The organism is uncultured Anaerotruncus sp. (assembly GCF_902490045.1).
GTDB lineage: Bacteria > Bacillota > Clostridia > Oscillospirales > Ruminococcaceae > Anaerotruncus.
The window spans coordinates 1-25956 of sequence record NZ_CABUCJ010000027.1 but is presented as its reverse complement, the minus strand read 5'-3'; the positions used below and the strand labels follow the sequence as shown (position 1 = coordinate 25956).

The 25956-nt window shown below is 64.2% G+C and carries 25 protein-coding genes; 21 read left to right on the top strand and 4 right to left on the bottom strand.

Going from position 1 to position 25956, the window contains the following annotated elements:
* The 14 genes from RDM88_RS04850 to nrdR form a co-directional block, all read left to right on the top strand.
* Nucleotides 1-373, top strand: a 373-nt coding sequence (locus tag RDM88_RS04850) for a biotin transporter BioY (protein WP_308753742.1), incomplete at its 5' end; no start/stop codon positions are given.
* Nucleotides 374-528: 155 nt separating this feature from the next.
* A complete protein-coding gene (locus RDM88_RS04845) occupies nucleotides 529-1692 on the top strand; it encodes a DUF6070 family protein (protein WP_308753741.1) in 1164 nt (387 codons plus the stop codon).
* A 21-nt stretch (nucleotides 1693-1713) separates the two neighbouring features.
* Entirely contained in the window at nucleotides 1714-2274 is a 561-nt protein-coding gene (locus RDM88_RS04840; RefSeq protein ID WP_308753740.1) for a hypothetical protein, read from the top strand.
* Nucleotides 2275-2606: 332 nt separating this feature from the next.
* Complete coding sequence (gene alaS, locus RDM88_RS04835; RefSeq protein ID WP_308753739.1) at nucleotides 2607-5246, top strand: alanine--tRNA ligase; 2640 nt, start codon at nucleotides 2607-2609, stop codon at nucleotides 5244-5246.
* A gap of 33 nt (nucleotides 5247-5279) precedes the next feature.
* Nucleotides 5280-5621, top strand: coding sequence for a histidine triad nucleotide-binding protein (locus RDM88_RS04830; RefSeq protein WP_308753738.1), 342 nt, complete (start codon nucleotides 5280-5282; stop codon nucleotides 5619-5621).
* Nucleotides 5622-5879: 258 nt separating this feature from the next.
* Nucleotides 5880-6257: a fluoride efflux transporter CrcB gene (crcB, locus tag RDM88_RS04825; protein WP_308753737.1), complete on the top strand. Its 378-nt coding sequence runs from the start codon at nucleotides 5880-5882 to the stop codon at nucleotides 6255-6257.
* Between the two features lie 61 nt (nucleotides 6258-6318).
* Nucleotides 6319-7095, top strand: a complete 777-nt coding sequence (locus tag RDM88_RS04820) for a 4Fe-4S binding protein (protein WP_308753736.1) — start codon at nucleotides 6319-6321, stop codon at nucleotides 7093-7095.
* 111 nt (nucleotides 7096-7206) lie between these two features.
* Entirely contained in the window at nucleotides 7207-8586 is a 1380-nt protein-coding gene (gene asnS / locus RDM88_RS04815) for an asparagine--tRNA ligase (protein ID WP_374045413.1), read from the top strand.
* A gap of 339 nt (nucleotides 8587-8925) precedes the next feature.
* Nucleotides 8926-10212 carry an aminotransferase class I/II-fold pyridoxal phosphate-dependent enzyme gene (locus RDM88_RS04810; protein WP_308753734.1) on the top strand — a complete coding sequence of 429 codons (1287 nt, stop codon included), beginning with the start codon at nucleotides 8926-8928 and terminating at the stop codon, nucleotides 10210-10212.
* Between the two features lie 123 nt (nucleotides 10213-10335).
* Nucleotides 10336-11769, top strand: a complete 1434-nt coding sequence (gene purB, locus RDM88_RS04805) for an adenylosuccinate lyase (RefSeq protein ID WP_308753733.1) — start codon at nucleotides 10336-10338, stop codon at nucleotides 11767-11769.
* 284 nt (nucleotides 11770-12053) lie between these two features.
* Complete coding sequence (gene secD / locus RDM88_RS04800) at nucleotides 12054-13412, top strand: SecD/SecF family protein translocase subunit (protein WP_308753732.1); 1359 nt, start codon at nucleotides 12054-12056, stop codon at nucleotides 13410-13412.
* Entirely contained in the window at nucleotides 13412-14332 is a 921-nt protein-coding gene (gene secF / locus RDM88_RS04795; protein ID WP_308753731.1) for a protein translocase subunit SecF, read from the top strand. Before secD ends, secF begins: the two co-directional genes overlap by 1 nt.
* A 121-nt stretch (nucleotides 14333-14453) precedes the next feature.
* On the top strand, nucleotides 14454-15242 hold the full coding sequence (locus tag RDM88_RS04790) for a sugar phosphate isomerase/epimerase (protein ID WP_308753730.1): 789 nt from the start codon (nucleotides 14454-14456) through the stop codon (nucleotides 15240-15242).
* 91 nt (nucleotides 15243-15333) lie between these two features.
* The gene (gene nrdR / locus RDM88_RS04785; RefSeq protein ID WP_308753729.1) at nucleotides 15334-15801 is read left to right on the top strand and encodes a transcriptional regulator NrdR; all 468 of its coding nucleotides are present in this window, start codon (nucleotides 15334-15336) and stop codon (nucleotides 15799-15801) included.
* Between the two features lie 61 nt (nucleotides 15802-15862).
* Here nrdR and RDM88_RS04780 read toward each other — a convergent pair whose 3' ends face one another.
* Together RDM88_RS04780 and RDM88_RS04775 are read right to left on the bottom strand one after the other, a co-directional pair.
* The gene (locus tag RDM88_RS04780) at nucleotides 15863-16243 is read right to left on the bottom strand and encodes a DUF4363 family protein (RefSeq protein WP_308753728.1); all 381 of its coding nucleotides are present in this window, start codon (nucleotides 16241-16243) and stop codon (nucleotides 15863-15865) included.
* Nucleotides 16240-16944 (bottom strand): DUF421 domain-containing protein, encoded by a 705-nt coding sequence (locus tag RDM88_RS04775; protein ID WP_308753727.1) that lies wholly within the window; start codon nucleotides 16942-16944, stop codon nucleotides 16240-16242. Before RDM88_RS04775 ends, RDM88_RS04780 begins: the two co-directional genes overlap by 4 nt.
* 121 nt (nucleotides 16945-17065) lie before the next feature.
* Here RDM88_RS04775 and RDM88_RS04770 point away from each other — a divergent pair, with 121 nt between their 5' ends.
* From RDM88_RS04770 to RDM88_RS04760, 3 genes are read left to right on the top strand one after another with little or no spacing between them, the layout of a single operon-like run.
* Entirely contained in the window at nucleotides 17066-18619 is a 1554-nt protein-coding gene (locus tag RDM88_RS04770; RefSeq protein ID WP_308753726.1) for a spore germination protein, read from the top strand.
* Complete coding sequence (locus RDM88_RS04765; RefSeq protein WP_308753725.1) at nucleotides 18609-19697, top strand: GerAB/ArcD/ProY family transporter; 1089 nt, start codon at nucleotides 18609-18611, stop codon at nucleotides 19695-19697. Before RDM88_RS04770 ends, RDM88_RS04765 begins: the two co-directional genes overlap by 11 nt.
* Entirely contained in the window at nucleotides 19694-20899 is a 1206-nt protein-coding gene (locus tag RDM88_RS04760; protein WP_308753724.1) for a Ger(x)C family spore germination protein, read from the top strand. Before RDM88_RS04765 ends, RDM88_RS04760 begins: the two co-directional genes overlap by 4 nt.
* A gap of 114 nt (nucleotides 20900-21013) precedes the next feature.
* Here RDM88_RS04760 and RDM88_RS04755 read toward each other — a convergent pair whose 3' ends face one another.
* A complete protein-coding gene (locus RDM88_RS04755; RefSeq protein WP_308753723.1) occupies nucleotides 21014-21349 on the bottom strand; it encodes an SLOG family protein in 336 nt (111 codons plus the stop codon).
* A 264-nt stretch (nucleotides 21350-21613) separates the two neighbouring features.
* Here RDM88_RS04755 and spoIVB point away from each other — a divergent pair, with 264 nt between their 5' ends.
* The 3 genes from spoIVB (at nucleotide 21614) to RDM88_RS04740 (ending at nucleotide 24087) form a co-directional block, all read left to right on the top strand.
* Complete coding sequence (spoIVB, locus tag RDM88_RS04750; RefSeq protein WP_308753722.1) at nucleotides 21614-22831, top strand: SpoIVB peptidase; 1218 nt, start codon at nucleotides 21614-21616, stop codon at nucleotides 22829-22831.
* 139 nt (nucleotides 22832-22970) lie between these two features.
* Complete coding sequence (spo0A, locus tag RDM88_RS04745; protein ID WP_308753721.1) at nucleotides 22971-23750, top strand: sporulation transcription factor Spo0A; 780 nt, start codon at nucleotides 22971-22973, stop codon at nucleotides 23748-23750.
* 169 nt (nucleotides 23751-23919) lie between these two features.
* Entirely contained in the window at nucleotides 23920-24087 is a 168-nt protein-coding gene (locus RDM88_RS04740) for a DUF1540 domain-containing protein (RefSeq protein WP_308753720.1), read from the top strand.
* Nucleotides 24088-24165: 78 nt separating this feature from the next.
* Here the strand turns inward: RDM88_RS04740 and RDM88_RS04735 are convergent, their stop codons facing one another.
* Nucleotides 24166-25017 carry an endonuclease/exonuclease/phosphatase family protein gene (locus RDM88_RS04735; RefSeq protein WP_308753719.1) on the bottom strand — a complete coding sequence of 284 codons (852 nt, stop codon included), beginning with the start codon at nucleotides 25015-25017 and terminating at the stop codon, nucleotides 24166-24168.
* Nucleotides 25018-25260: 243 nt separating this feature from the next.
* Between RDM88_RS04735 and RDM88_RS04730 the strand changes: the two genes are divergently transcribed.
* A partial coding sequence (locus tag RDM88_RS04730; RefSeq protein ID WP_308753718.1) for an aldo/keto reductase occupies nucleotides 25261-25956 on the top strand: 696 nt, incomplete at its 3' end.

Sequence of the window (25956 nt, the reverse complement as noted above, 5' to 3'; positions counted from 1 at the left end):
CCTGCTGGCCGGCGCGGCCGGCGCGCCGGTCTTTTCCTACTTTTCCGGCGGCCTGCACAAGCTCGCCGGGCCCACGGGGGGCTACCTCTTCGCCTATCCGCTCATGGCGCTGGTGGTTTCGGCCGTCACCCGCCGGTGGGGGCGCGGCTTCTTCAAATACTGCGCCGCGATGGCGGCGGCGCTCGCGCTCTGCTACGCGGTGGGGACCGCGTGGTTCATGTTCGTGTCCCGCACCGGGCTCGCGGCGTCGCTGGCGGCCTGCGTGGCGCCCTTTGTCCCGATGGACGCCGCCAAGATCCTGTTCTCCGCGGCGCTTGCCAGCGCGCTTTCCCGCGCGCTCGTCAAGGCGCGCCTGCTCGGGACGAGCTCCTGAACGAAAGACCCCTCCGCCCGCCCCTTTTGCATGGCAAAATTCCGTACGCCCGGAGCGCGCCGCAATGCCGGGAAAAGTTGACGGCGCATGAAGTTTTATGCGCATTTGTCCCGTTCTCCCACCGCGGATGGTTTGGTATGGTATGGAGGCGATAAATGATGATGAAGAGAAAATTCCCGCGCGCGGCGTGCGCGCTGCTCTGCTGTTTGGTGCTGGCGTCGTGCGGCCGGGCCCCGGAGGGCGGTGAGACGGCGGTCGCGTTTCTCTCTCCTGCGGTTTCCACTGGACCTGCCGCATCCGCGGAGGAGCCTTCGGAGACGACGGCCCTCCCTGCGGACGGGGAATTCGCGCGGGTGGTGGAGGCCGCCGCCCCAGTCGCCCGGGAGATCGCGGCGGAGTATGGGAAGGTGACCGGGGCGATCCCCGAGGCGGAACAGGAACGGCTGCTCGCTGCGGCAACGGCGCTGGGCGTCCCCGCGAAGCTGTGGGGCTATGGGAACGGTGAGCGCGGAATCGAGGGCTGGCAGGCGATCGCGGATTTCTGCGAGGCTTACCGGCGCGGCGGGGACGCCGAAACCGCCTGGTACCGGGTCGACATCGAAGAGGTCGTACAGCACCGGCTGGTGATGGAGGACGGGAAGCTCTCCCGGGAATACCGGAGATGGATGTTCGGGGACCCGTCGCCTTCGGCGGATGCCACCACGGTGGAGACGCTGTCCGCCGTCAAATTCCGGGAGGACGGATGGCTCGAATGGACCCGCTCCCCGGACGAGTTCCCCGAGCAGGAGCGGATCGTTCCGCTGCCCAAGGAGCTTTGGGGGCTGTGCGGGACCTATGTCGCGCCCGTCGCCGGGGACCGCAGCAACGTGCTGACCTGCGGCTGGGACGCGGAAAACCACGGCGACGTGTGGTGGGAGTTTGTTTTCGTCTCGCTCTCGCGCGCTGTGGGGAAGGAGCTTTCCGAGACCTATGAGGCGGTGGAGGACGCCTATGACACCTACATGGTGCCCGCCGCCGACGTGGAAGGGCTGCTGACGGAATATTTCCCGGTCACCGCGGAGGAGCTGCGCGCGCTGCCCAACTACCGGCCGGACAGGGGGGACTACCTGATGCAGTATTTTCAGGGGAGCGGCACCTTTATCGGCGGGGACCTCGAGGTCACGGACAGGACCGACAACCCCGACGGCAGCATGACCCTCCAGGTCGACTGGGTGCGCCCGGACGACTGGTCGGGGCGGTATTTCCTGATGGTCCTGCCCGGGGAGGACGGGAGCTGGAAATACCTCGGCAACCGGGTGGAGCCGGACGGCGGGGAATAGACGACGGTTTGGAGGAGACGGATGAACGGGAGACGGGGACTGGCCGCGCTGGCGGCCCTGCTGGTCTGCTGCGGCTGCGCCGCCGAGCCCGCGGGAGCGGGGGGCGCGCTTTTCGCGACGGAGGACGGGCGGATGACCTTCACATTCCCGGCGGGCTGGACGGCGGACGCCGAAAGCCGCGCCTTCGACCTCGTCTGCCGCGACGAGGCGCGGGAGCTCTCGGCGGGGGTGTTCTCCTACACGCGCGAGGGCGCGGCGATGCCGTTCGAGCCGTCCGAGGCGCTCGACTTCCATGTGGAGGACTTCCGCGCCCGGCTGGAGGACGTCGGGGAACCGGGCAAAAAGGAGGAGCGCGCCGACGGGACCCACTCCTTCACGACGGTGCTGCTGACGGCGGGGGACACCGCCTGCTACTTCACGCTGATCGAATTTTCCGGCTACTCGGGGCGGTTTGCGGTGGCCGTGATGACCTGCCCGGAGGACGCGTTCGAGTCGGAGCGCGCCGGGTTCGACGCGATCGCCGCGTCGGCCGCGCTCACGGAGGAGCCTCCGGGCCCCGCCCCGCGCGGACAGGCCGCGTAAACCCGCTTTCCGCGCGTTTTTGCGGTTGACATCGGGCGCGCGGAAGGGTATACTACAAAGAGGCAACGGCGAGGATGGGGTCAATCCGTGGATTCCGGCACAGAGAGGCGCGCGGCTGGTGGAAGCGCGCCGCGGAGGAAGCGGGCGCCGCCCCGGAGCCTTCCGGCGACGAGCCGGACGCAGGCGGGCGTTAACCGCAGCGAGCGGCGCGGGAGTTTCCCGCGCAATTTGGGTGGTACCGCGGAAGGCAGATGCTTTTCGTCCCAACTTCTGGGGCGAAGAGCATCTTTTTGTATTTCCGCCGGAAAAGGTTAAAGGAGCGATTGAAAACAATGGAATGGACCGGACTCAACGAACTGCGCGAAAAATTCCTCGGCTTTTTTGAGAGCAAGGGGCATCTGCGGCTGCCGAGCTTCCCGCTGATGCCGTCCGCCGACGAGGCGAGCCTGCTGCTCATCAACTCGGGCATGGCCCCGATGAAAAAGTGGTTCCTCGGCATCGAGGAGCCGCCGCGCCACCGGGTGACGACCTGCCAGAAGTGCATCCGCACCCCCGACATCGAAAACGTCGGCAAGACCTCCCGCCACGGCACCTATTTTGAGATGCTGGGCAACTTCTCCTTCGGCGACTACTTCAAGCACGAGGCGTGCGCGTGGGCGTGGGAGTTCATCACAAAGGAGCTCGATCTGCCGGTCGACCGCATCTGGGTGTCGGTCTATCAGGACGACGACGAGGCGGAGGAGATCTGGACCAGGGAGGTCGGCGTCGACCCGGCGCGCATCGTGCGGTTGGGCAAGGAGGACAACTTCTGGGAGATCGGCTCCGGCCCCTGCGGCCCCTGCTCGGAGATCTATTTCGACCGCGGCGAGCAGTACGGCTGCGGCAAGCCCGGCTGCGCGCCCGGCTGCGACTGCGACCGCTACGTCGAATTCTGGAACCTCGTCTTTTCCCAGTTCAACGGCGACGGCGAGGGCCACTATGAGAAGATGGAGCACCCGAACATCGACACCGGCATGGGCCTCGAGCGCCTCGCCTGCATCATGCAGGGGGTGGACAACCTCTTCGAGGTCGACACGGTGCAGAACATCCTGAAGCACGTCGCGCGCATCGCGAACGTCGAATACCACAAGGACGCCAAAACCGATGTGTCGCTGCGCGTCATCACCGACCACATCCGCTCCACCACCTTCATGGTGAGCGACGGCATCCTCCCGCAGAACGAGGGCCGCGGCTACGTGCTGCGCCGCCTGCTGCGCCGCGCGGCGCGCCACGGCCGCCTGCTCGGCATCAACGAGCCCTTCCTCTACAAGGTCTGTGAGACGGTCATCGGGGAGAACGCGAACGCCTATCCCGAGCTGGTCGAGCACAAGGATTACATCATCAAGGTCATCAAGGTCGAGGAGGAGCGGTTCGCCCGCACGATCGACCAGGGCATGGAGCTGCTTGGCAGCATCATCGACAGGATCGATTCCCAGATGGACCGGAAGGTCATGAAGGGCGCGGACGCCTTCAAGCTCTACGACACCTACGGCTTCCCCGTCGACCTCATCCGCGAAATCCTTTCCGAGCGGCACATCGAACTGGACGAGGCGGAGTTCGACCGCCAGATGCAGGCGCAGAAGCAGCGCGCCCGCGAGGCGCGCGCCGCGCTCGGTGACCTCGGCTGGGAGGAGGACGTGCTCGCGGACCTCGGCGCGCCGGGCAGGTTCGTCGGCTACACCGAGAATACCGCCGAGGCGAAGATCGTCGCGCTCATAAAGGACAACCGGCGCGTCAGTGAACTGCACGACGGCGAGATGGGCTCGGTCGTCCTCGACGTGACCCCCTTCTACGCCGAGAGCGGCGGCCAGGCGGGCGACAGCGGCTTCCTCAAGGCCGGCGGCAGCGCCTTCAACGTCTACGACTGCAAAAAGTCCAAGGGCGGGCATTTCGTCCACGTGGGAGAGCTGACGGTCGGAACCCTCGCCGTGGGCGACACGGTGACCGCGGTCATCAATATCGACCGCCGCCGCGACATCATGCGCAACCACACCGCCTGCCACCTGCTGCAGGCCGCGCTGCGCCAGGTGCTGGGCGACCATGTGCACCAGGCGGGCGCCTTCTATGACGACAGCGTCTGCCGGTTCGACTTCAGCCACTTCTCCGCCGTCACGCCGGAGGAGCTCAAAAAGGTCGAGGAGATCGTCAACCGGATGATCCTCGCGGCGGTCGACGTGCACGTCGAGGAGATGCCGATCGAGGAGGCCAAGAAGCTGGGCGCGATGGCGCTCTTCGGGGAGAAATACGGCGACGTCGTGCGCGTGTGCGACATCCCGGGCGAGTCGACCGAGTTCTGCGGCGGCACCCATCTGGAAAACACCGCGCTGGTCGGGCTCTTCAAGATCGTGAAGGAGTCCTCCGTCGCGGCGGGCGTGCGCCGCATCGAGGCGGTCACCGGCAAAAACCTGCTGCGCCACTTCGGCGAGCAGGAGGCGCTGCTCGAGCAGGCGGCGGCGGCCGTCAAGTCGAGCCCCGCGGAGCTGCCCGCGCGCCTTGAGGCGATGACGGCAGAGGCGAAGGAGCTGCGCCGCAAGCTGGAGACCGCGGAGGGCAAGCTCGCGGAGATGCAGCTCGGCGGCGTACTGGAAAATTCGCAGGTCGTCGGCGGCGTGCGGGTCGCGTCGGTCGCGCTGACCGGTGCGAAGATCGAGGCGCTGCGCACGATGGGCGACCGGGTGCGCGACAAGGTGCCTGATATCGTTTGCGCCTTCTCCACCACCAACGACGGCAAGGCGTCCATCCTCGTGGTCTGCGGCAAAGCGGCTGTCGAGAAGGGCGCGCACGCCGGCAAGATCGTCAAGGACCTCGCCGCCCTCTGCGGCGGCAGCGGCGGCGGCCGCCCCGACAGCGCGCAGGGCGGCACGTCGGAGATCTTCCGCGTCGACGAGGCGATGGCCCAGCTGACCTCCATCGTGGGCAGGCTGGTCGGATAAAACACACGCACCATACGGGAAGGAGGGCTCACCATGAGCGACTGCATCTTCTGTAAGATCATCGCGGGCGAAATCCCCAGCAGGAAAATCTATGAGGACGAGCGCTGCTACGCGTTCCACGACATCGACCCCAAGGCGCCGGTGCACTTCCTCGTGATCCCCAAGGAGCACATCACCGGCGCGAACCGGATCACCGAAGAGAACGCGCCCCTCGTCGGGCATATCTTCGCGGTGATCGCGAAGATCGCCGCCGAGCTCGGCGCGGGCGACGACTACCGCGTCGTCACCAACTGCGGCCCCAAGGCGGGCCAGACGGTCGGGCACCTGCACTTCCACGTGCTGGCGGGCCGCGACATGACCTGGCCTCCCGGCTGAGGGGCGCATGGCGCTTTGGCATCCCGACCAAAGCGCCCCTACTCGCGGGACTGCCCGGCGCGCCGCCTTCGCGGCGCGCCGGAGCGCGCTTCGCGCGACGCCCGCTCGATGCGCCTCACGGGGAGGGGCGGGCCGCCCCTCCCCGTGGGCCCCACCCCGGCGGGGAGCCCTTTGCGCGCACCTGCCCTCCATTCGGAGGGCAGGTGCGCGAACGTCTATCCTCCCAAGTGTGGAGGACAGAAAGAAGGAATGGCTGCCATGAAAAATATTTTGGCCGTCGGATGCGGCGGCTTTTTCGGCGCGTCGGCGCGTTACCTCGTCTCGCTGGCGGCGGCGAGGCTCGATAGCCGGGGCTTTCCGCTCGGAACCTTCATGGTCAACCTGCTCGGCGCGTTTCTGATCGGGCTCCTCTCGGAGCTTTTCGCGCGGGCCTGCCCCGACCGGGATCGGCTGCGCCTTTTTTTGACGACGGGGATCATGGGCGGCTTCACGACCTTTTCCACCTTCAGCCTCGAGACGGTGAACCTTTTTCAAGCAGGCCGGCCGTGGATGGCGGCGGCAAATGTCCTGCTGAGCATGACTTTCTGCCTCGCGGGTGCGGCGGCGGGGAAGCTCTGCGCGGCGCGGCTGGCATAGAGAAACTGGAAAGAGCGGAGGACCCGCAGAGGCCGTAAAGAAAGCATCGGAGGTGCATATGATGGAGATCACGAAATTGACGGCGTTCATTTTCAGCCCCACGGGCACGACGGCGGCGGTCGCGAAGCCCCTGGCCGGGGCGCTTGTGCCCGGCGCGCGCATCGTCGATCTGACCTGCGCGGACGCGGAGGAGGAGCGGTTCGGTCCGGACGAGCTCGTCCTCTTTGCCGCGCCCGTCTACGGCGGGCGGATTCCCGCGCCCGCGGCAGAGCGGTTCGCGCGGCTGAAGGGGGAGGGGACCCCCGCGCTGCTCGTCGCGGTCTACGGCAACCGGGACTACGACGACGCGCTGCTCGAGCTCTGCGACATTGCGGGGGAAAACGGCTTTCGCCCGGCGGGGGCGGGGGCCTTCCTCGCCGAACATTCGATCTTCCATTCGGTCGCGCGCGGCCGTCCCGACGCGGCGGATCTGGAGGCGGTCCGGACCTTCGCCGCGCAGGTGAGGGAAAAGCTCTCCCGGGCGGAGGGACCGGAGGCGTTCGGCCCGCTCAGCGTCAAGGGGAACCGGCCCTACCGGGAGTTTTCCGGCGTGCCGCTCAAGCCGCAGGCGGACAAAAAATGCGTCAAATGCGGCGTGTGCGCGAAAAACTGCCCCGCCGGGGCGATTTTGTCCGACAACCCTGCCAGGACGGACAACAGCCTCTGCATCTCCTGTATGCGGTGCGTCAAGGTCTGCCCGGCGGGGGCGCGCAGGGTAAACGGCCTCATGCTTTCGGTGGCAGAAAAGCCGTTCGCCAAAAAATTCGGCGCGCGCCGGGAACCCGAGTGGTTCCTCTGAGGAGGGCGATTCCGGGCGGTTTGGTTATATATTGCAAATCCGGGGCATCCTGTGGTATATTAATGGGGTGAACATCAACTGGAAAGAGGTAGTATTGTGAAACGGACAGAGATTACCCAGCTGTTTCGCGCGCCGCAGGATTTTGGCGACGCCGAAGTGACCGTCTGCGGATGGGTGCGTACCATCCGGGATTCCAAGGCGATCGGCTTTATCGAGCTCAACGACGGCTCCGCCTTCAAGAATTTGCAGGTCATCCTCGAGCAGGGACGGCTTTCAAACTTTGCCGAGATCGTGAAGCTCAACGTCGGCAGCGCGATCACCGTGCATGGACGGGTGGTGCTGACTCCCGAGGCCAAGCAGCCGTTGGAAATCCACGCGGAATCGGTGGAGGTGGAGGGCCTTTCCACGCCCGACTACCCCCTCCAGAAGAAGCGCCATTCGCTCGAATTCCTCCGTTCGATCGCCCACCTGCGCCCCCGCACCAACACCTTTGAGGCGGTATTCCGGGTGCGCTCGGTGGCGGCGTTCGCAATCCATAAATTCTTCAACGAGCGCGGCTTCGTCTACGCGCACACCCCCCTCATCACCGGCAGCGACTGTGAGGGCGCGGGGGAGATGTTCCGCGTGACCACCCTCGACCCGAAGAATCCGCCCCTCACCGAGGACGGCAGGGTCGACTATTCGCAGGACTTTTTCGGCAAGCAGACGAGCCTGACCGTCTCCGGCCAGCTCGAGGGCGAGTGCATGGCGATGGCGTTCGGCAAGATCTACACCTTCGGCCCGACCTTCCGCGCCGAGAATTCCAACACCCCCCGTCACGCGGCGGAGTTCTGGATGATCGAGCCGGAGATCGCGTTCGCCGACCTCGCGGACAACATGGAGCTTGCCGAGGAGATGATCAAATACGTCCTCTCCTATGTGCTGGAGCAGTGCCCGCAGGAGATGGCCTTCTTCAACAGCTTCTACGACAAGGGACTCATCGAGCGGCTCGAGGGGATCGTCGCGTCCGACTTCGGCCGCGTCACCTACACCGAGGCGATCGGGCTGCTGGAAAAGGTCAAGGACCGCTTCCAGTACCCCGTTTACTGGGGCTGCGACCTGCAGACCGAGCATGAGCGCTACCTCACCGAGGAGGTCATGAAGCGCCCGGTGTTCGTCACCGACTACCCCAAGGAGATCAAGGCGTTCTACATGCGCCTCAACGACGACGGGAAGACGGTCGCGGCGGTCGACCTGCTCGTGCCGGGCATCGGCGAGATCATCGGCGGCAGCCAGCGTGAGGAGCGGCTCGACGTGCTGCTCTCCCGCATGAAGGAGCTCGGCCTCCGCGAGGAGGACTACAGCTGGTACCTCGACCTGCGCCGGTTCGGCGGCACGAAGCACGCGGGCTACGGCCTCGGCTTCGAGCGGCTCATCATGTATATCACCGGCGTGTCCAACATCCGCGACGTGCTGCCCTTCCCGCGCACGACCGGCTCCGCAGAGTACTAAAAAGAACATGGATCCGCCGCGAGCGCAGGCCCGCGGCGGATTTTTTCTGCGCCCGGATGCGGAAATCGATGCAGTCCGTCCGGAAAATCCTGTGCCGATCGACCAGATTTCCCCTGATTCTGGGGGCCTGTTTTGGTGCGGAATCATGAATTTTGCAGGATTCAAAATTTCATCTTGCAAAATGGGCGAAGTTGGCATATACTATAGCGTAGGGCCCAAACGGCGGGAAGGCCGCGCGGGCGTATGACAAACTTTTCATTACATATGATATAGGCGGGTGTTTTGACGATGATGGCAAATGAACGCGGGGTTTCCCGCGAGGCGCAGGAGGTAGCGGTGATGTCAGGATATGCGGAGCTTTCCCGGGAGGAGCTTGGGACGCTGCACGAGGAGCTGCTCGGGCGGTACGAGGCGTTCAGGGCGAAGGGGCTGAAGCTCGACATGTCGCGCGGCAAGCCGGCCGCCGACCAGTTCGACCTCGTTTCCGGGCTGCTTGACACGGTGACCTCCAAATCGTCCGTCAGGGCGGAGGACGGCGCGGACTGCCGCAACTACGGCGACTTCGACGGCATCCCAGAGTGCAAGAAAATTTTCTGCGACATGCTCGGCGTCGCGCCGGAGGAGCTTTTTGTCTGCGGAAACTCGAGCCTGTCGGTCATGTACGACGCGATCGGCAAGATGATGCTGCTCGGCGTGCGCCCGGGCGCGAAGCCGTGGCGGTACCTCGACAGGGTGAAGTTCCTCTGCCCGGCGCCTGGCTACGACCGCCATTTTGCAATTACCGAGCTCTACGGCATCGAAATGATCCCGATCGAGATGACCCCCGACGGCCCGGACATGGACACGGTCGAGCGCCTGGCAGGCTCCGACCCGTCGGTCAAAGGCATCTGGTGCGTGCCGAAATATTCCAACCCGCAGGGCGTCACCTATTCCGACGAGACGGTGCGCCGGTTCGCGCGGATGAAGACCGCCGCGGACGACTTCATGATCATGTGGGATAACGCCTACGCGGTCCACGACCTCTATCCCGACCGCCGGGACACGCTGCTCAACATCCTCGACGAGTGCAAAAAGGCGGGCGACCCCGACCGGGTGATGATCTTCGCCTCCACCTCGAAGATCTCCTACGCGGGCGCGGGCATCGCGGTGTTCGCCTGCGCGGAGGGCGTCATGAAGCGGATGAAGGAGCTGCTCTCCTTCCAGACGATCGGCTTCGACAAGCTCAACATGCTGCGCCACGCGCGTTACTTCGGCAGTCTCGACGGCGTCATGCGTCACATGGATAAGCAGGCGGAGCTCCTGCGGCCCAAGTTCGCGGCGGTGCTCGACGCGTTCGACCGGGAGCTCGCGGGCAAGGGGATCGCCGAATGGCTCGCGCCCAACGGCGGCTATTTCATCTCGCTCGACGTGATGGACGGCTGCGCGAAGAGGGTCGTGCAGCTCTGCAGGGAGGCGGGGGTCGTGCTGACCGGCGCAGGCGCCACCTATCCCTACAGGAGGGACCCGCGCGACCGCAACATCCGCGTCGCGCCGACCTACCCGACCGTCGCCGAGCTCGAACAGGCGGTCGAGCTGCTCTGCATCAGCGTGCAGCTCGCGGCGGTGGAAAAGCTGCTGGCCGCGTAAAAGGGCAGAAATTTACAGAAAATGCGGGCGGGCAATTGTTTCAATTGCCCGCCCTGTGTTATACTAAACACATTGCATCATCCCGGCAGGGACGGAATCAGAAACCGGAGAGGAAGGACACAGATGGCCCACGACAGATATGAAAGCCCGTTTTGTACCCGTTACGCAAGCGACGAAATGCAGTATGTTTTTTCCGCTGACCACAAGTTTAAAACCTGGAGGAGGCTGTGGATCGCTCTGGCGAAGGCGGAGCAGAGGCAGGGCCTCCCGATCACCGACGCGCAGATTGCCGAGCTGGAGGCCCACGCGGACGACGTCAACTACGACGTCGCCGAGGCGCGGGAGAAGGAGGTCCGCCATGACGTGATGAGCCACGTCTACGCCTACGGGGTCCAGTGCCCCTCGGCCAAGGGGATCATCCACCTGGGCGCGACGAGCTGCTACGTCGGCGACAACACCGACGTCGTCATCATGCGGGAGGGGCTGCGGATTATCCGCCGCAAGCTCCTGAACGTCGTTTCCCTGCTGGCGGATTTCGCGGACCGCTACAAGGAGATGCCCGCGCTCGCCTACACCCATTTGCAGCCCGCGCAGCTCACCACCGTCGGCAAGCGCGCGACCCTCTGGCTCAACGAGCTCATGCTCGACTATGAGGAGCTCGAGCACCGCATCGCCTCCTTAAAGCTGCTGGGCAGCAAGGGCACCACCGGCACCCAGGCGAGCTTTGTCGAGCTTTTCGACGGGGACAGCGCGAAGATCCGGGCGGTCGAGGAGGACATCGCGCGGGAGATGGGCTTTGACGCGGTCGTGCCTGTCTCGGGGCAGACCTACTCGCGCAAGGTGGACAGCATGGTCGTGAACGTCCTCGCGGGCATCGCCCAGAGCGCGAGCAAATTCTCCAACGACCTGCGCATCCTCCAGAACTTCAAGGAGATGGAGGAGCCGTTCGAGGCCCACCAGATCGGCTCGTCGGCGATGCCCTACAAGCGCAACCCGATGCGCAGCGAGCGGATCACCGCGCTCGCGCGCTATTTGATGACCGACTCGCTCAACCCGGCGTTCACCGCCGCGACCCAGTGGTTCGAGCGCACCCTCGACGACAGCGCCAACAAGCGGGTCGCCGTGGCGGAGGCGTTCCTCGCCGCCGACGCGATTTTGGGGATCATGCTCAACGTCTGCGACGGGCTGGTCGTCTATCCCAAGGTGGTGCGCCAGCGGGTTATGAAGGAGCTCCCCTTCATGGCGACCGAAAACATCATGATGGACGCGGTGCGCCGCGGCGGCGACCGGCAGGAGCTGCACGAGCGGCTGCGGGAGCACTCGATGGCGGCCGCGCGGCACGTCAAGGAGGAGGGCGGCGACAACGACCTGATCGAGCGCGTCTGCGCCGATCCGGCGTTTGGGCTGAAGAGGGAGGAGGTCGACGCGATCCTCGACCCGGCCCGCTTCACCGGCCGCAGCGCCGAGCAGGTGGAGGAATACCTGCGGGACGTGGTGCGCCCGGTGCTCGAGGCGAACAGCGGCCTGCTCGGCGAGCGGGCGCAGCTTTCGGTATAAACCGCGCCCGCGCGGCAAAAACCGATTGACTTTTCCTTTCATATCCAATATAATTAAAAAAGTGCCGCATTGCGGCCGGGCGCGTCCCGGCGGATGTTTGGCATGGCCGAAAACCCGGGGGAAAGCCCGGCGGGGCGGGCAGTTTCAGGCCGCGGAGGATGCGCGGCGTGAAGTTGTCCGGGCCGCCGCGCGGACGGCCGGAAAGGCCAGAGGAAGACCACGGGCAGCCGCACTGCGGCTGCCGGCTGTTTTTGCAGTTGTGGTTTTGCAAGGAGGACAAGCAGATGAAAAAGGTTGGAAAACCGGTGTTCTTTGTCGTTCTGATATTGATCGCCGCGTTTACCGCGCTGTCGTTCTTCGGCGTGTCGACCACCTATGGGGATAACACCCACACCTATATCAAGGGTGTGGACGATATCCGCTGGGGCATCGACATCCGCGGCGGCGTGGACGTCACATTTACCCCGCCCGCGGGCTATGACGCCACTCCCGAGGAGATGGCGGCCGCGGAATCGATTATCAAGGTCCGTATGGTCTCCAAGAACATCACCGACTATGAGACCTATGTGGACGACAGCAAGGACCGCATCATCGTCCGTTTCCCCTGGAAGCAGGGCGAGTCGGACTTCAACCCGGAGCAGGCGGTCAAGGAGCTCGGTGAGACCGCGCTGCTGACCTTCCGCGAGGGCAACGCGTACACCGGTCCCGTGGTCATCGAGGGCAAGCACGTCACTTCGGCGCGCGCCGTCCTCAACTCCCAGACCAACGAGCCGATGGTCGAATTGAACCTCAACGCCGAGGGCGCCCAGCTCTTCTCCGAGGCGACCGGCCGCCTGGTCGGGCAGCCGATCTCCATCTGGATGGATGAGAACCGCATCAGCTCGGCGACCGTCAAGACCCAGATCCCCAACGGCGTGGCCACCATTTCGGGCGGCTTCGACGTCAGCGGCGCGCAGGATCTCGCTGAAAAGATCAACGCGGGCGCGCTGCCCTTCAAGCTCGAGACCGAAAACTTCTCCTCGATCTCCCCGACGCTCGGCCTCGGCGCGCGTGACGCGATGGTCACCGCGGGCGTGATCGCCTTCATCCTCGTGGCGCTCTTCATCATCGCGATGTACCGCATGAGCGGCGTGGTCGCCACGATCGCGCTGGTCGGCCAGGTGGCGGGCATGATCGCCTGCCTCACCGGCTTCTTCGCGCCGTTCCCCTCCTTCACGCTCACGCTGCCCGGCATCGCCGGTATCATCCTCTCGATCGGCATGGGCGTCGACGCGAACGTCATCACCTCCGAGCGCATCAAGGAGGAACTCCGCAACGGCAAGACCCTGGACGGCGCGATCGATTCGGGCTTCCAGCGCACCTTCGCGGCCATCTTCGACGGCAACATCACGATGGTGCTCGTCGCCATCATCCTGATGGGCGCGTTCGGACCGCCGAGTTCGATCTTCGGCACCATCTTCAGCCCCATCTTCCGCTGGTTCGGCGCTTCCGCCACCGGCGCGATCTACTCCTTCGGCTATACGCTGATCGTCGGCGTCATCTTCAACTTCATCATGGGCGTCACCGCTTCCCGCCTGATGCTCAAGTCGATCTCCAAATTCAAGCCCTTTAAAAAGGCGTGGCTGTATGGAGGTGACAAATAATGAAACAGATTGATATTGTCGGACGCAGAAAGATTTGGTTCACAATTTCGATTGTCCTGATTGTCATTGCCATCCTGGCCTCCTTCTTCCCCGGCGTGAAGCTGGACATCCAGTTCAGCGGCGGCACGATCGTCACCTACTCGTTTGACGGCGACCTTGACAAGGGCGAGTTCCAGGGCACCATCGAAAACGCGCTGGGACAGAAGGTCACGCTGCGCGAGCAAAACGACGTCAGCACCGGCGCGGCCAACTATGTGATCACCCTCAACTCCAAGTCGGGCGTCACGCCGGATCAGCAGATCGCGGTCAACACGGCGCTCAACGAGAAGTTCCCCGGCGCGAACGTGCAGACCGCCAGCATCAGCAACGTCGACCCGTCGATCGGACGGGACTTCCTGTTCAAATCGATCGTCGCGGTCGCCGTGGCCTCCATCCTGATGATCATCTATATTGCTTTCCGATTCCGTAAGATGAACGGCTGGTCGGCGGGCGTCATCGCGGTGGCCGCGCTCGTCCACGACCTGATCATCGCCTACGGCGCGTTCGTCGTCTGCGGCTTCCCGCTCAACGACAGCTTCATCGCGGTCATGCTGACCATCCTGGGCTATTCGATCAACAACACGATCATCGTCTACGACCGCATCCGCGAAAACCGCAGGTTGCTGCCGGTCAAGACCTCCTACAAGGATCTGGTCAACATCTCGGTCAACCAGTCGATGTCCCGTTCGATCAACACCACCGTTTCGACCGTCATCGCGGTCGGCTGCGTGTGCGTCATGTCGCTCGTGTACAACGTCGGCTCGATCCTGACCTTCTCCTTCCCGCTGCTGGTGGGCATGTTCGCCGGATTCTTCTCCTCGATGTTTATTTCCGGCTCCCTCTGGTCGCTCTGGCAGGAGCGCAAGCTCGCGAACAAATAAGTCTGTGGCATTTCCAGGGCCGCCGGCACCGCCGGCGGCCCGTCTCCATTTTGACGGCGCGCGCCCGGCGCGCATATCATGGAAAAAACGATTGCCCCGCGGGGCGGAAGGGGGAAAGCCGATGCTGGCCGGAATATCCACCGCGTGCTTCTATCCCGAGCTCACCGAGCGCGGGCTTTCCTATATCGCGGGCCTGGGCGCGCAGGCGGCGGAGGTCTTCTTCAACGCCGCGAGCGAGCTGGAAGACGGCTATCTGCGTGAGCTGCGCCGGGTGGCGGACGGCGGCGGCACCCGCATTCTCTCGGTGCACCCGTTCACCTCGGGGCTCGAGCCGCTGCTCTTCTTTTCCGACTATCGCCGCCGCTTCGCGGACGGGATCGCCTTTTACCAGCGGTATTTTCACGCCGCCAACCTGCTGGGCGCGAAGCTCTTCGTCTTTCACGGCGACCGCAGGAACACCGCCCGCTCCCGCCGGTTCTACTTCGACCGCTTTGCGGAGCTGTGCGAGGCGGGCAGGCGGATGGGGGTCACCGTCGCGCAGGAGAACGTCCCGCGCTGCGCGGGCTTCTGCCCCGACTTCTTCACCGAAATGCGCGCCGCGCTGCCCGGCGCAAAATTCGTACTCGACATCAAGCAGTGCGTCCGCGCGGGCTGTTCGCCCGCCGAGATGGCCGACGCGATGGGGGAGGGTCTGGTCCACCTGCATGTGAGCGACCACGGCGCGCGCGGCGACTGCCTGCCGCTCGGGACGGGGGAGCTCGACCTTGCCGCGCTGCTCGGGAGGGTGCGCGGGTACGGCTTCGACGGCGGCGTGATGCTTGAGCTCTACAGGGACAGCTACGGCGGCTATTCGGAGCTCGATGACAGTTATGCACGGATTCTTGCGGCGATCCGCGCGGAAAATGGTTGAAATTCCTTGTTTTGCCGGGCGATTTGTGTTATGATACGGGTAATACAGACAGTATAAACGAGCGCCCCAACAGAATGAGGGAGATGGTCCTGTGAAGTGTCCATACTGCGGTTATGTCGAGAGCAAAGTCATCGATTCCCGGCCGACCGACGAGTCGGAGCGCATCCGCCGCCGCCGCGAGTGCATCAAGTGCGGGAGGCGGTTCACCACCTATGAGGTCATCGAGACCACCCCGCTGATCGTCATCAAAAAGGACAAGTCGCGGGAGGAGTTCGACGCCGGAAAGGTGCTGGGCGGCATGGTGCGCGCCTGCGAAAAGCGCCCGGTGCCGCTCGACGTGCTCGAGGAGGCGGTGCGGGATATCGAGATGACGCTGCGCAACTCGCTGGAAAAGGAGGTCCCCTCCTACAAGATCGGCGAGCTCGCCATGGAGAAGCTGCGCGGCATCGACGAGGTCGCCTATGTGCGCTTCGCGTCGGTCTACCGGCAGTTCAAGGACATCGACTCCTTCATGAAGGAGCTCCAGACCCTGCTGAGCTCCCGCGACGGGGAAAAATAACCCGACAAAAAAGAGGACCCATCCGGATAACCGGATGGGTCCTCTTTTTTTTGCTCCCGCGCTAAAAGATATTCGGCAGCGTGGGGACCTCCGCGTCGCGGATATGGGAGATCAGGTGGCGCAGGCGCGCCACCTCCGCCGCGTATTCGGCGGTTTCGCCATACTTCGCGAGCATGGGCAGGCGCGCCACGATGCCGGTGATCGTGTCGAGCTCGTCGTGGTGGATATAGCGCGTCATGACCGTTTCGCTGCGCTCCCACTGATCTAGGAAGGCGTTTGTGAGCTGCGCGGCGCGGGGCATGTCGTCCCGGTCGATGGCGTCCGCGATGGCGGAGAGGGACGCCTCCATCTCGTCCGAAACGCGCAGCAGGTGCATGAGCGCCATCGTGCTTGCCGTAAGGATCAGCGCGATGATGACGCAGACGGCGACAACCCGTTTCATGACGCATCCTCCTTTTGCTCCTTGAGCTGCGCTTTGGGCACGATCAGATAGTCGGCCTGCCGGTTGCAGGTCATCAGGAAGATGTCCCGGGTGGTGTAGCCGTTGTCGGTGATCGTTTTTTCCAGCCATTCATATTTGAGGTTGCAGTAGCCGAGCGCGCTGTCGACCACGACCCCGTCCGCGATGAGCACGACGGGGGGTGCGTCCGCGCCGGGAGGAGCCTGGAGCCCCAGCATCCCGGCGGTGGCGGGCTGGGCGTTGAATTTGGGGTAGACCGAGAGGGTGCCGGTCGTTTCAACGATCGCGAACGCCACGTCGCGCACGTCGAAGATATCCTTGCCGCGCAGTTCCTCCATCATGTCGTCGATCGTGAAGCGCAGCTCCTTGAGCTGCTTCTGGTCGATCCTGCCGTCGCGGATGATGACGCGCGGCGTGCCCGAGACGATGCGGCGCATCTTTTTAAAGCGCAGGGTCAGCGCGGAGATGAGAACGTCGAAGGAAACCAGCGTGAGGATGGGGATGATGCCGCCGATCAGCGGCACGTTGATGTCCTCGATCGCCATTGTCGCGATGTTGGAGACCAGGATGGTGACGACCAGCTCGGAGGGCTGGAGCTGGCCGATCTGCCGTTTGCCCATCAGCCGAAGGCTCAGGATGATCAGCGCATAGATGATCAGCACGCGGATGAATACAATATACAAAAGCCATCGAACCTCCATCGATTTTACTGATTCTTAGTCTGGCCGGAAAGCAAATGGATATTCCCGGCGCTTTGCTGGCAATACTAACGCTGTATCAAACTGTAAAACGGGAGGAATGGGAATGGGAGTCATCCGTTATCTGAAGGGGCTGTTCGCTCCGCCGCCCGCCTACGCGCCGCCCCGTCCGGACGGGGGCGCGGACAAAAGGCTGGGCGGCGTGCTGCTCGACAACCTGATCGGGGTGCGCGCGATGTTCACCGACTCCGGCGACCTCATCATCCATGAGGTGCGGGTGTGCGGCGTGCCCTGCGCCGTGCTGATGTGCGAGGGTATGGTGGACACCCAGACCTTTTCGGAGATGTTCGCCGAACCGCTCACCCGCCTGAAGCTTGAAAATCCCGGCCCCGAGGCTGTGCTCGACTGGGTACGCCACCAGTCGCTGCTCGCACCCGACCAGAAGGAGATCCACACCTTCGGCGAGCTCTTCCGGTTTATGATGTCCGGCTTTGTCGTGCTGCTCATCGACGGGGTCGCGGGCGGTTCGGTCTTCGGCATCCAGGGCTTCTCCGGCCGCTCGGTCGGCGAACCGGCGGGGGAGACCAACGTGCGCGGCTCCCGCGAGGGCTTTTCCGAGATGCTGCGCCCCAACATGTCGCTGCTGCGGCGGCGGTTCAAATCCCCCGACCTGGTCTTTGAGATGACCGTCTTCGGGGACAAGAGCCGAACCGACTGCACCCTCGTCTACCTGCGCGGGGCGGTGTCGGACGAGCTGCTGCGCGAGGTGAAATACCGGCTCTCCAAGGTGAAGATCGACGTGGTGCTCGAGAGCGGCTACCTCCAGCCCTTCCTCGACTCGAAGCCGCTCTCCCTCTTTTCAGGCGTGGGGGTGACCGAGCGCCCCGACACCCTCTGCGCCAAGGTCGCGGAGGGGCGCGTCGGCCTGCTCGTCGACGGCACCCCCTACGCGCTCATCGTGCCCTACCTCTTTGCCGAAAACTTCCAGAGCCTCGACGACTACTCCCACCGGCCCTATTTCGCCACCTTTATCCGCTGGCTCAAATACGCGGCCTTCGCCCTCTCCATCCTGCTGCCGGGGTTCTATGTCGCGGTCGGCTCCTTCCACCCCGAGCTGCTGCCCGCGACGATCCTGACGAGCCTCGTCGTCAGCGAGGAGACGACCCCCTTCCCGCTGATGTTCGAGGCGCTCGCCGTCTTTTTCATCTATGAGATCGTGCGGGAGGCGGGGCTACGGATGCCGCAGGCGGTCGGCCACGCGGTGAGCATCGTCGGCGCGCTCGTCATCGGCGACGCGGCGGTCAGCGCGGGCATCATCGGCGCGCCGATGGTCATCGTCGTCGCCGTCACCGCGATCAGCTCGTTCGTGGTGCCGAGCCTCTATGAGCCGGTGACCGTGCTGCGCTTCGCCTTTATCCTGATCGGCGGGCTGTCGGGCGTGTTCGGCGTCGTGCTGGCGCTGTGCGCCGTGGTCGTCAACCTCTGCGCCGTGAACCCGCTCGGCGTCCCCGCGACCTCGCCCGCCACCCCCTTCTCCCTCTACCCGATGCGGGACGTGCTCTTCCGCTGGGGGTGGCGCACGCTGGCCAAGGAGGACCTGCGGGTGCAGGACCTGGCGGGCAGCGACATCCGAGGGGAGGGAACCGGAAATGATCGGTAGCCGCCCGCGCGACATCTCCCCGGCGCAGCTCGTCATGCTGCTCCTGCTCTGCAGGCTCTTCGTCCTCTTCACCTACACCTCCCGCTCCGAAAAGAACCTCTCCGGGCCGGCGGCGCTGGCGGCAGTCCCGCTCGCGGCGGCCGGCGCGCTGCTTTTGCTGCTGCCCTTCTTCCTGCTCCGGCGGAGGGCGGGCGGCGATATGCTCACCGCCTTCTGGCGGGTCGGCAGGCCGTTCGGCGCGGCGCTCACCGCCGCCTGCGGACTCTTCTGCGTCTATATGGCCGCGTCGACGGCCGGGCATTTCAGCTTTTTCCTCGTGAGCACCGTCTACCAGAACGCGAAGCAGTGGGTGTTCGTCCTCATCTTTCTGCTGGCGGCCGCCTACGCCGCGTCTCTCGGGCTGGAGGCGTTCTCCCGCGCGGGCGGCTTCTTTTTCGCGGTGTCGATGGCGGCGGGGGCGCTCCTGCTCTTCGCGCTGCTGCCCGAGGTCGACCTCGCGAACCTTGCGAGCCCCTTTTTGGAGCCCGCCGCGCTTGCCGCGGGGACGCTTCGCGGCGTGGCCGGCAACGCGGACATCCTGCTTTTCCTGCTGCTCTTCCCGCGGGTGCGCGGCGGAAGCGGGAAGACCGGCTTCTGGTGGGTGGTGCTCACCGCGGCGGTGTGGTGGGTGCTCTGCTTTTTCGTCGTGACGGCGCTCGGGGACTACGCGGGCACCCGCCTCTTCCCGCTGCAAACCGCGGCGGCAGTCGCGAACCTGTCGGTCTTCGGGCGGATGGACCTTGTGCACATCGCCGTGTGGATTTTTACCGCCTTCCTGCGCGCCACCGCATGGCTCTACTGCGGCTGCACCTGCCTGCGGCGGCTTTTCCCCAAAGTGCGGATGGGCGGAGCCTCCGCGCTCTGCGCTCTCGCGGCGGGGGCCGCCGCGCTTGCCGCGGCGCCGCTGTGGGAGGCGTCCGGCCCGGCGTGGGAAAGCGGCGTGCCGCTCCTGCTGCTGGCGGTCGCGGCGCCGCTTGTAACCCTCTGCTTCCCGCGTGCGAAAAGCCCTGCGGAAGATGGAAAGGAGGCCGCGCAATGAGACGGATCGCGGCGATTTGCGCAACTTTGCTGCTGCTGGCCGGGTGCGTCCCGAGCGTGCGGCTCAACGAACGCGGGGTCGTGCAGGCGATCGGCATCGACCTCGCGGAGGAGGGCGGCTACCGCGCGACGATGCAGGTGCGCGAGGCGGTCGGCACGACGGCGGGCGCGAACCAGTCGCCCGAGGACGCCCGGACCGTGCTGGTCGAGGAGACGGGCGCGACGATCACCGAACTGCTCGCCCGCGCCTCCGCGACACAGGGGAGGCAGCTCTTCCTGGACAGCGTCCGGGTGATCGTGCTCGGGCAGGAGGCCGCGCGCGCGGGAGTGGAGGGGCCGCTCGGGTTCTTCAACTCCAACCATCAGATTTCCCCGGCGACCCTTGTCGCGGTGGCGGAGGGGGAGGCGGGGGAACTCATCCGCGCTGGCGAAAAGGACCCCGCCCTCTCGGCGGAGGGTCTGGCTGACGTGCTCGAAAGCGCGGGCAAGGGAGGCTTTTCGCCGCCCAGCCGCCTCAAGGATTTGATGGGCGCGGCGAACGCCGAGAACATCGCGGGCGCGGTTACGCTGCTGCGCTACGGCGCCCCCGACGAGGCGCCCGCGAACGAAGCGTCGTCGGAGGCCTCTCAGGACGAAAGCGGGGCGGGCTCCGAGGCGCGGCAGGAGGAGGAGACGCCGGAAAAAAAGCTCTCGCTCGGCGGCGCGGCGGTTTTCGTAGGGGACCGGATGTCCGCCGCCATCAGCCCGGCGGCGGCGCGCGGGCTCGAGTGGACCCAGAACCGTGCGAAGGCGTGCGTCCTTTCGGTGGGGGACGGCCAGCTCGGCGAGGTCGCCGCGGTAACCCACCGGCAGAAGGCAAAGATCACCGTCGAGATGTCGGGGGAGGTCCCCGTCTTCGACATCCGGCTGGAGGTGCGCAGCACCGCGCTGGAAAGCCGCCTCGTCTCGGGCGGCTTTGACGACCGGACGCGCCGGTACGTCTGCGCCCTCCAGGAGATCGAAATCCGGTCGGAGATCGAGGAGATGGTGGCCTCCTCCCTGCGCCGCGGGTACGACCTGCTCGGGCTTTCCCGCCTGATGCGCCAGCGGTACCCCGCCTTTTACGAGGCGCACCGGGAGAACTGGGGGGAGGCGCTCGCCTCCTGCGGGTACAACGTGGCGGTCTCCTGCGAGATCGACCGGACGGGCTCTGGTAACAGATAAGCGCCCGTTTCAAAGAAAAAGCCGGGCCGGTGCTCGTTAGAGAATCAGCTCGACTTTTATATACTGTTACCGACATATGACTTTTTTAAAAAAATTTTATCGAAAAAATGGAAATTATGGGATGTGGATGATCCGGAAGGGCGTGCCCGTGTCGACGCATTTGCGAAGCGTGTCCGCGGTGCCGTGCGACCGTCCGTCCCAGAAGGCGAGCACAAGGTCGGCGTATCCGACGATCTCGCTGTTGCGCACGAGCGGCGCGAAGCGCCCGTCCCGCCCGTAGTCGGGCCGGAAGACGCGGATCGGCAGCCCGAGCCGCCCGGCGGCCTGCTCGGCCAGCGCATCCACGCCCGCCGCGCCGCCGCTCACCAGTTCGGAGGCGTTCTGCGGGATGTGGGAGATGAGCTCGTCCAGGCTGTATCCGCGGAGTTCCCGCGATCCGATGATTGCCACCCGCATTTCCATCCGTCCTTTCCGCCGCCGTTTTTTCAAAAAACCGGCGGCGTTCCATCCAGATCCAGTATAGCAGAACCCGGAACTTTTTGCCACCGCGCGCAGGCAAAATCAGGGCGCGCGGCGGCGCGGGCGCTCGGGCTCAAAAATTTTTTGCTCCCAAAAATCATTGAAGTTATTCCCCGCAATATTCAGATTATCCGGTGGAACAGTAAAAGCGTGAAATTTCTTTTTTGAATTTGATGAATACAGGGGGATATTCCAATGAGAAAGCTGATACAGAAATTCGCGGGGGCGCTCTGCCTGGCGGTCGTTGCCGTACAGTCGCTCGCGCTCTATACACAGGCGGTCCTGCCCGACCACTACTATGTGGCGGCGGGCGAGACCCTCACGATCAATTCCACGCTGCCCATCACGACGGAATCCGCGGGCGACAGCCTGCCCGTCGAGGCCTACTCCACCGCGGGCAACAGCTATCATGTGGACCTCAAGCTGCCTTACGGCGTCGAGATCAAGCAGGTCCAGGTCCAGGTGGTTGACCGTTCGATGGTGGTCCCGGGCGGCACGCCGTTTGGTATCAAGATGTTCACCGAGGGCGTCATCGTCGTCGGCATGAGCGACATTCCCTGCGGCGGCGAAAGCCGCAACCCCGCCAAGGAGGCGGGCGTCAAGGTGGGAGACATCATCACCGCGATGGACGGCCGCGCGGTGCAGACGAACGAGGACGTCGGCGCGGTCGTGACGGCCAGCGGCGGCAGGCCGGTCAGCATCGAATTCCGGCGCAGCGGGCAGGAGCTCTCCTGCAGCATGACTCCGGTCAAAAGCGACGACGGCAGCTACCGCGCCGGCATCTGGGTGCGCGATTCGTCCGCGGGCATCGGCACCCTCACCTATTATAATCCGTCGAGCGACGTGTTTGCGGGGCTGGGGCACGCGATCTGCGACGTGGACACGGGCAGTATCATGCCGCTGCACTCGGGCGAGATCGTCGACGTGAGCATCACCGGCGTGCACAAGGGCGAGAGCGGCGCGCCCGGCGAACTGCGCGGCAGCTTCACCGGCTCCCGGACGGGCGAACTGCTGATCAATTCGCAGGTGGGGATCTTCGGAACCGGCGGACAGCCTTCCGCGGGGGGAGACCCGGTGCCGCTGGCGCTCCGCTACGAGGTGGTCGAGGGTCCCGCGACGATCCGCTGCACCCTTGACGACAGCGGGCCGAAGGAATACGCGATAAACATCGAAAAAGTCAGTATTGGGGAAAATAATCCGACCAAAAATATGGTAATCCGCGTGGTCGATTCAGAGCTTCTGGCAAAAACCGGCGGAATTGTGCAGGGAATGAGTGGCAGCCCAATCCTGCAAAACGGCAAGCTGGCGGGCGCCGTGACGCATGTTTTCGTCAACGATCCGACTCGAGGTTACGGAATTTTTGCGGAAAATATGGAAAAGATGTCGGCATCCGTCGAAAGAGGGCGGGAATGACACCGGGATATTCAACAAACTTTTAACAATTTCGGGCGTGGATTTCTTCGTCTAACTTACGGGAAAACGGTTGTCATAATTTCCAAAAAGTGATAATATCTTATCAGGGAAACGGGAGGACATGGAGGCGTATTAGTAAGTGAAGGATCAGACAAAAGTGCTAATCGTGGAGGGTGGCGGAGATTATTGCGTGAAATGCGCGTCTCTCCTGAAAACCTACGGATTCGACACGGTGGTCGCACCCAAAGACGGACTGGCCGTCGCGCAGCTGATCGGGGAAACCCGCCCCAAGGTGGTATTGATGGACGTGTTCATGCCGAGGCTCGATGCCATCGGGGTCATGAATTCGGTCAGGGAAATGGGGCTCGGCTATGAGCCGCGCTTTATGGTCACCTCGACCTTCAGCAATCAGATGCTGGAAAACGAACTGATGTCCGCCGGCGCCTGCTATTTCTTTCTGATGCCGTTCGATCCGGAGGTGATGGTGGAGCGGATCGTCAAGCTGGCGGGCGTTTCCTCCGCGCCGATCGGCGCGGGCGCGGAACACGCGGCCGGCGGGGAACCGAACCTCGAGCTCATGGTCACCGAGATCATCCACCAGATCGGCGTCCCGGCGCACATCAAGGGCTACCACTACGTCCGGGAGTCGATCATGCTGGCGGTCCAGACGCCGGAGATCATCAACTCGGTCACAAAGCTGCTCTATCCCACCGTCGCCAAAAAGTTCGGCACCACCGCCTCGCGCGTGGAACGCGCGATCCGCCACGCGATCGAGGTCGCATGGGACCGCGGTGACGTCGACACCCTCAACAGCTACTTTGGCTATACGATCCACAACGGCCGCGGCAAGCCGACGAACAGCGAATTCGTCGCAATGATCGCCGACAAGCTGCGGCTGCGTCTGAAAAACGCAAACTGACTTTCCCGGGAATCCGCCCCGGCCGTTCGGCCGGGGCGGATCCTTTTTCCAGCCGGCGCGTGCGGATAGATAGATATTTTCGCGCGCGCGGGACATACTAATCGGGACGTAACAAGATGGGTTACGTCCCCGTTTGCAACACGTGCGAGAATTTAAGGAGGCGTTTTTCATGGACAACTGCAAAGCGAACAAGTGCATCGAATGCACCGTTACCCAGTGCCAGAACCACTGCGAGACTTCCAACTACTGCGCGCTGGACCGCATCCGCGTCGGCACCCACGAGATGAACCCGACTATGGACCAGTGCACCGACTGCCTGTCCTTTCAGTGCAAGTAAGGGTTCCCGGTGAAAAACGTCCGCGGCAAATCGCCACGGACGTTTTTTTATTTTTATGGACGTTTTATATGGACGCGGTCACGCGGTACAGGTGCGCGCCTCGGCGCGCAGGCGGAGCGTGGCCTCGAGCGGGTAGTGGTCGGACGGGTAGCGGCCGTCGATCGGGTCGGTGACCACATGGCTCTCGACGATTTCAAACTCGTCGGAGACGAAGATGTAGTCGATCGGCTGGGAACCCGGCTTCACCCGCCCGCTGAAGTTGTGGAGGGTGTTGTGGACCTCCGACGGTTCGAACCGGGAGTAGACGTCGGTGAGGTGGATGCCGGGGAACTCCTCGAGCTGGCTGTGGAGCATCCGGACCGGGCGGCTGCCCGGCTTGGCATTGAAGTCGCCCATCAGCACGGTGGGCAGCGCGCGTTCCTCGTTGAAGCGCTCCATATAGCCGAGGATGACGCGGATGCCCAGCGTGCGGGCGACGCCGCAGATGTGGTCGAGGTGGGTGTTGAAGACGCGGATCGAACGCCCGAGGTCCTTGAGGTAGACCTCCGCGACGGTGCAGATGCGTGGGAAAATGGCGTAGTAGGCGCGCGAGAGGCGCTCGGGCTCCTTGGAGAGCCAGAAGGTTTTGATCAGGTTCACCCTGGCGCTGTCGTTTTTGATGATGATGTCGCTGTGCTCGTCGCTTTGGGGACGGATCCCCGAATAGCGCCCGAAGCCGAGGACGCTGTAATCGACGTCGAGCAGGCGGCTGACGTCCTCCCGCATGTTCGGGAGCAGCTCCTGCACGCCGATGATCGTCGCGCCGCTCTCGCGGATGTACTGCGCGGCGAGGGCGCGCCGCTCCGACCACTTGTGGGAGCGGTGCAGCGGGAGGCCGAAATCCCGCTTGAGGTTGAAGGAGATCACACGGATCAAATCGTTGCCGTTCATGCTATCACCTGTATCAGAAGTTCTGTAGCTTATTGTAACACCTTAGTTTGAGCAATTCAATGCAGTCAGATGTAAACGTCCTGTAAACACGCGCATGTAAAATGAGGAAGGGAAACCGCCTGACTTTGGCAGCGTCAAATCCCTGCGCACGCTTGTAAAAAAGGCAGAATTTCGATATAATGTCCATAAAGAATTTCCCTGCCGCGCAGGGATGAATACGGGGACGAACAAGGAGGGCTTTGGATGAAATTCATGGACGTAGAGGCCGCCGGAGGCACGCTGAAACTTGCAAAAATTGCGCGCGGAACCGATTATTTCGGGGTGCGCATCCCCGAGGAACGGGCGTTTTCCCTGATGGACCGCTACCTGGAGCTGGGCGGGAACGTCATTGACACCGCGCGCATCTACGGACGCGCGGAGGCCCGCGACGCGTCCTATTCCAACAGCGAGCCGATCATCGGGCGGTGGCTCAAATCGCGCGGGACGCGCGGCAGGGTGGTGCTTGTCACCAAGGGTGCGCACCATGTGATGGAGGACCCGTCGCAAAAGCGGGTGAACCCCGCCTGCATCGACAGTGACCTGGAAACCTCCCTGCGCGAGCTGGAGGTGGACAGCGTGGATATCTATTTCCTCCACCGGGACGACCCGGAAAAGCCGGTTTCGGAAATCATGGACGCGCTGGACCGGCATGTGAAGGCGGGGAAAATCCGCGCGCTGGGCGCCTCCAACTGGACCTGCGCGCGCATCGCCGAAGCGAACGCCTACGCGCGCGAAAACGGGAAAACGCCCTTTACGGTGTCCCAGATCCAGTGGGGCGCCGCCTATGTGAGGCCGGGCGCGTGGCCCGACCCGACCCTCGTGAGCATGACCCCGGAGGAGTACGCGGGCTATCTCGCGCTTGGAATCCCCGTCATGGCGTTTTCGCCGCAGGCGGGCGGG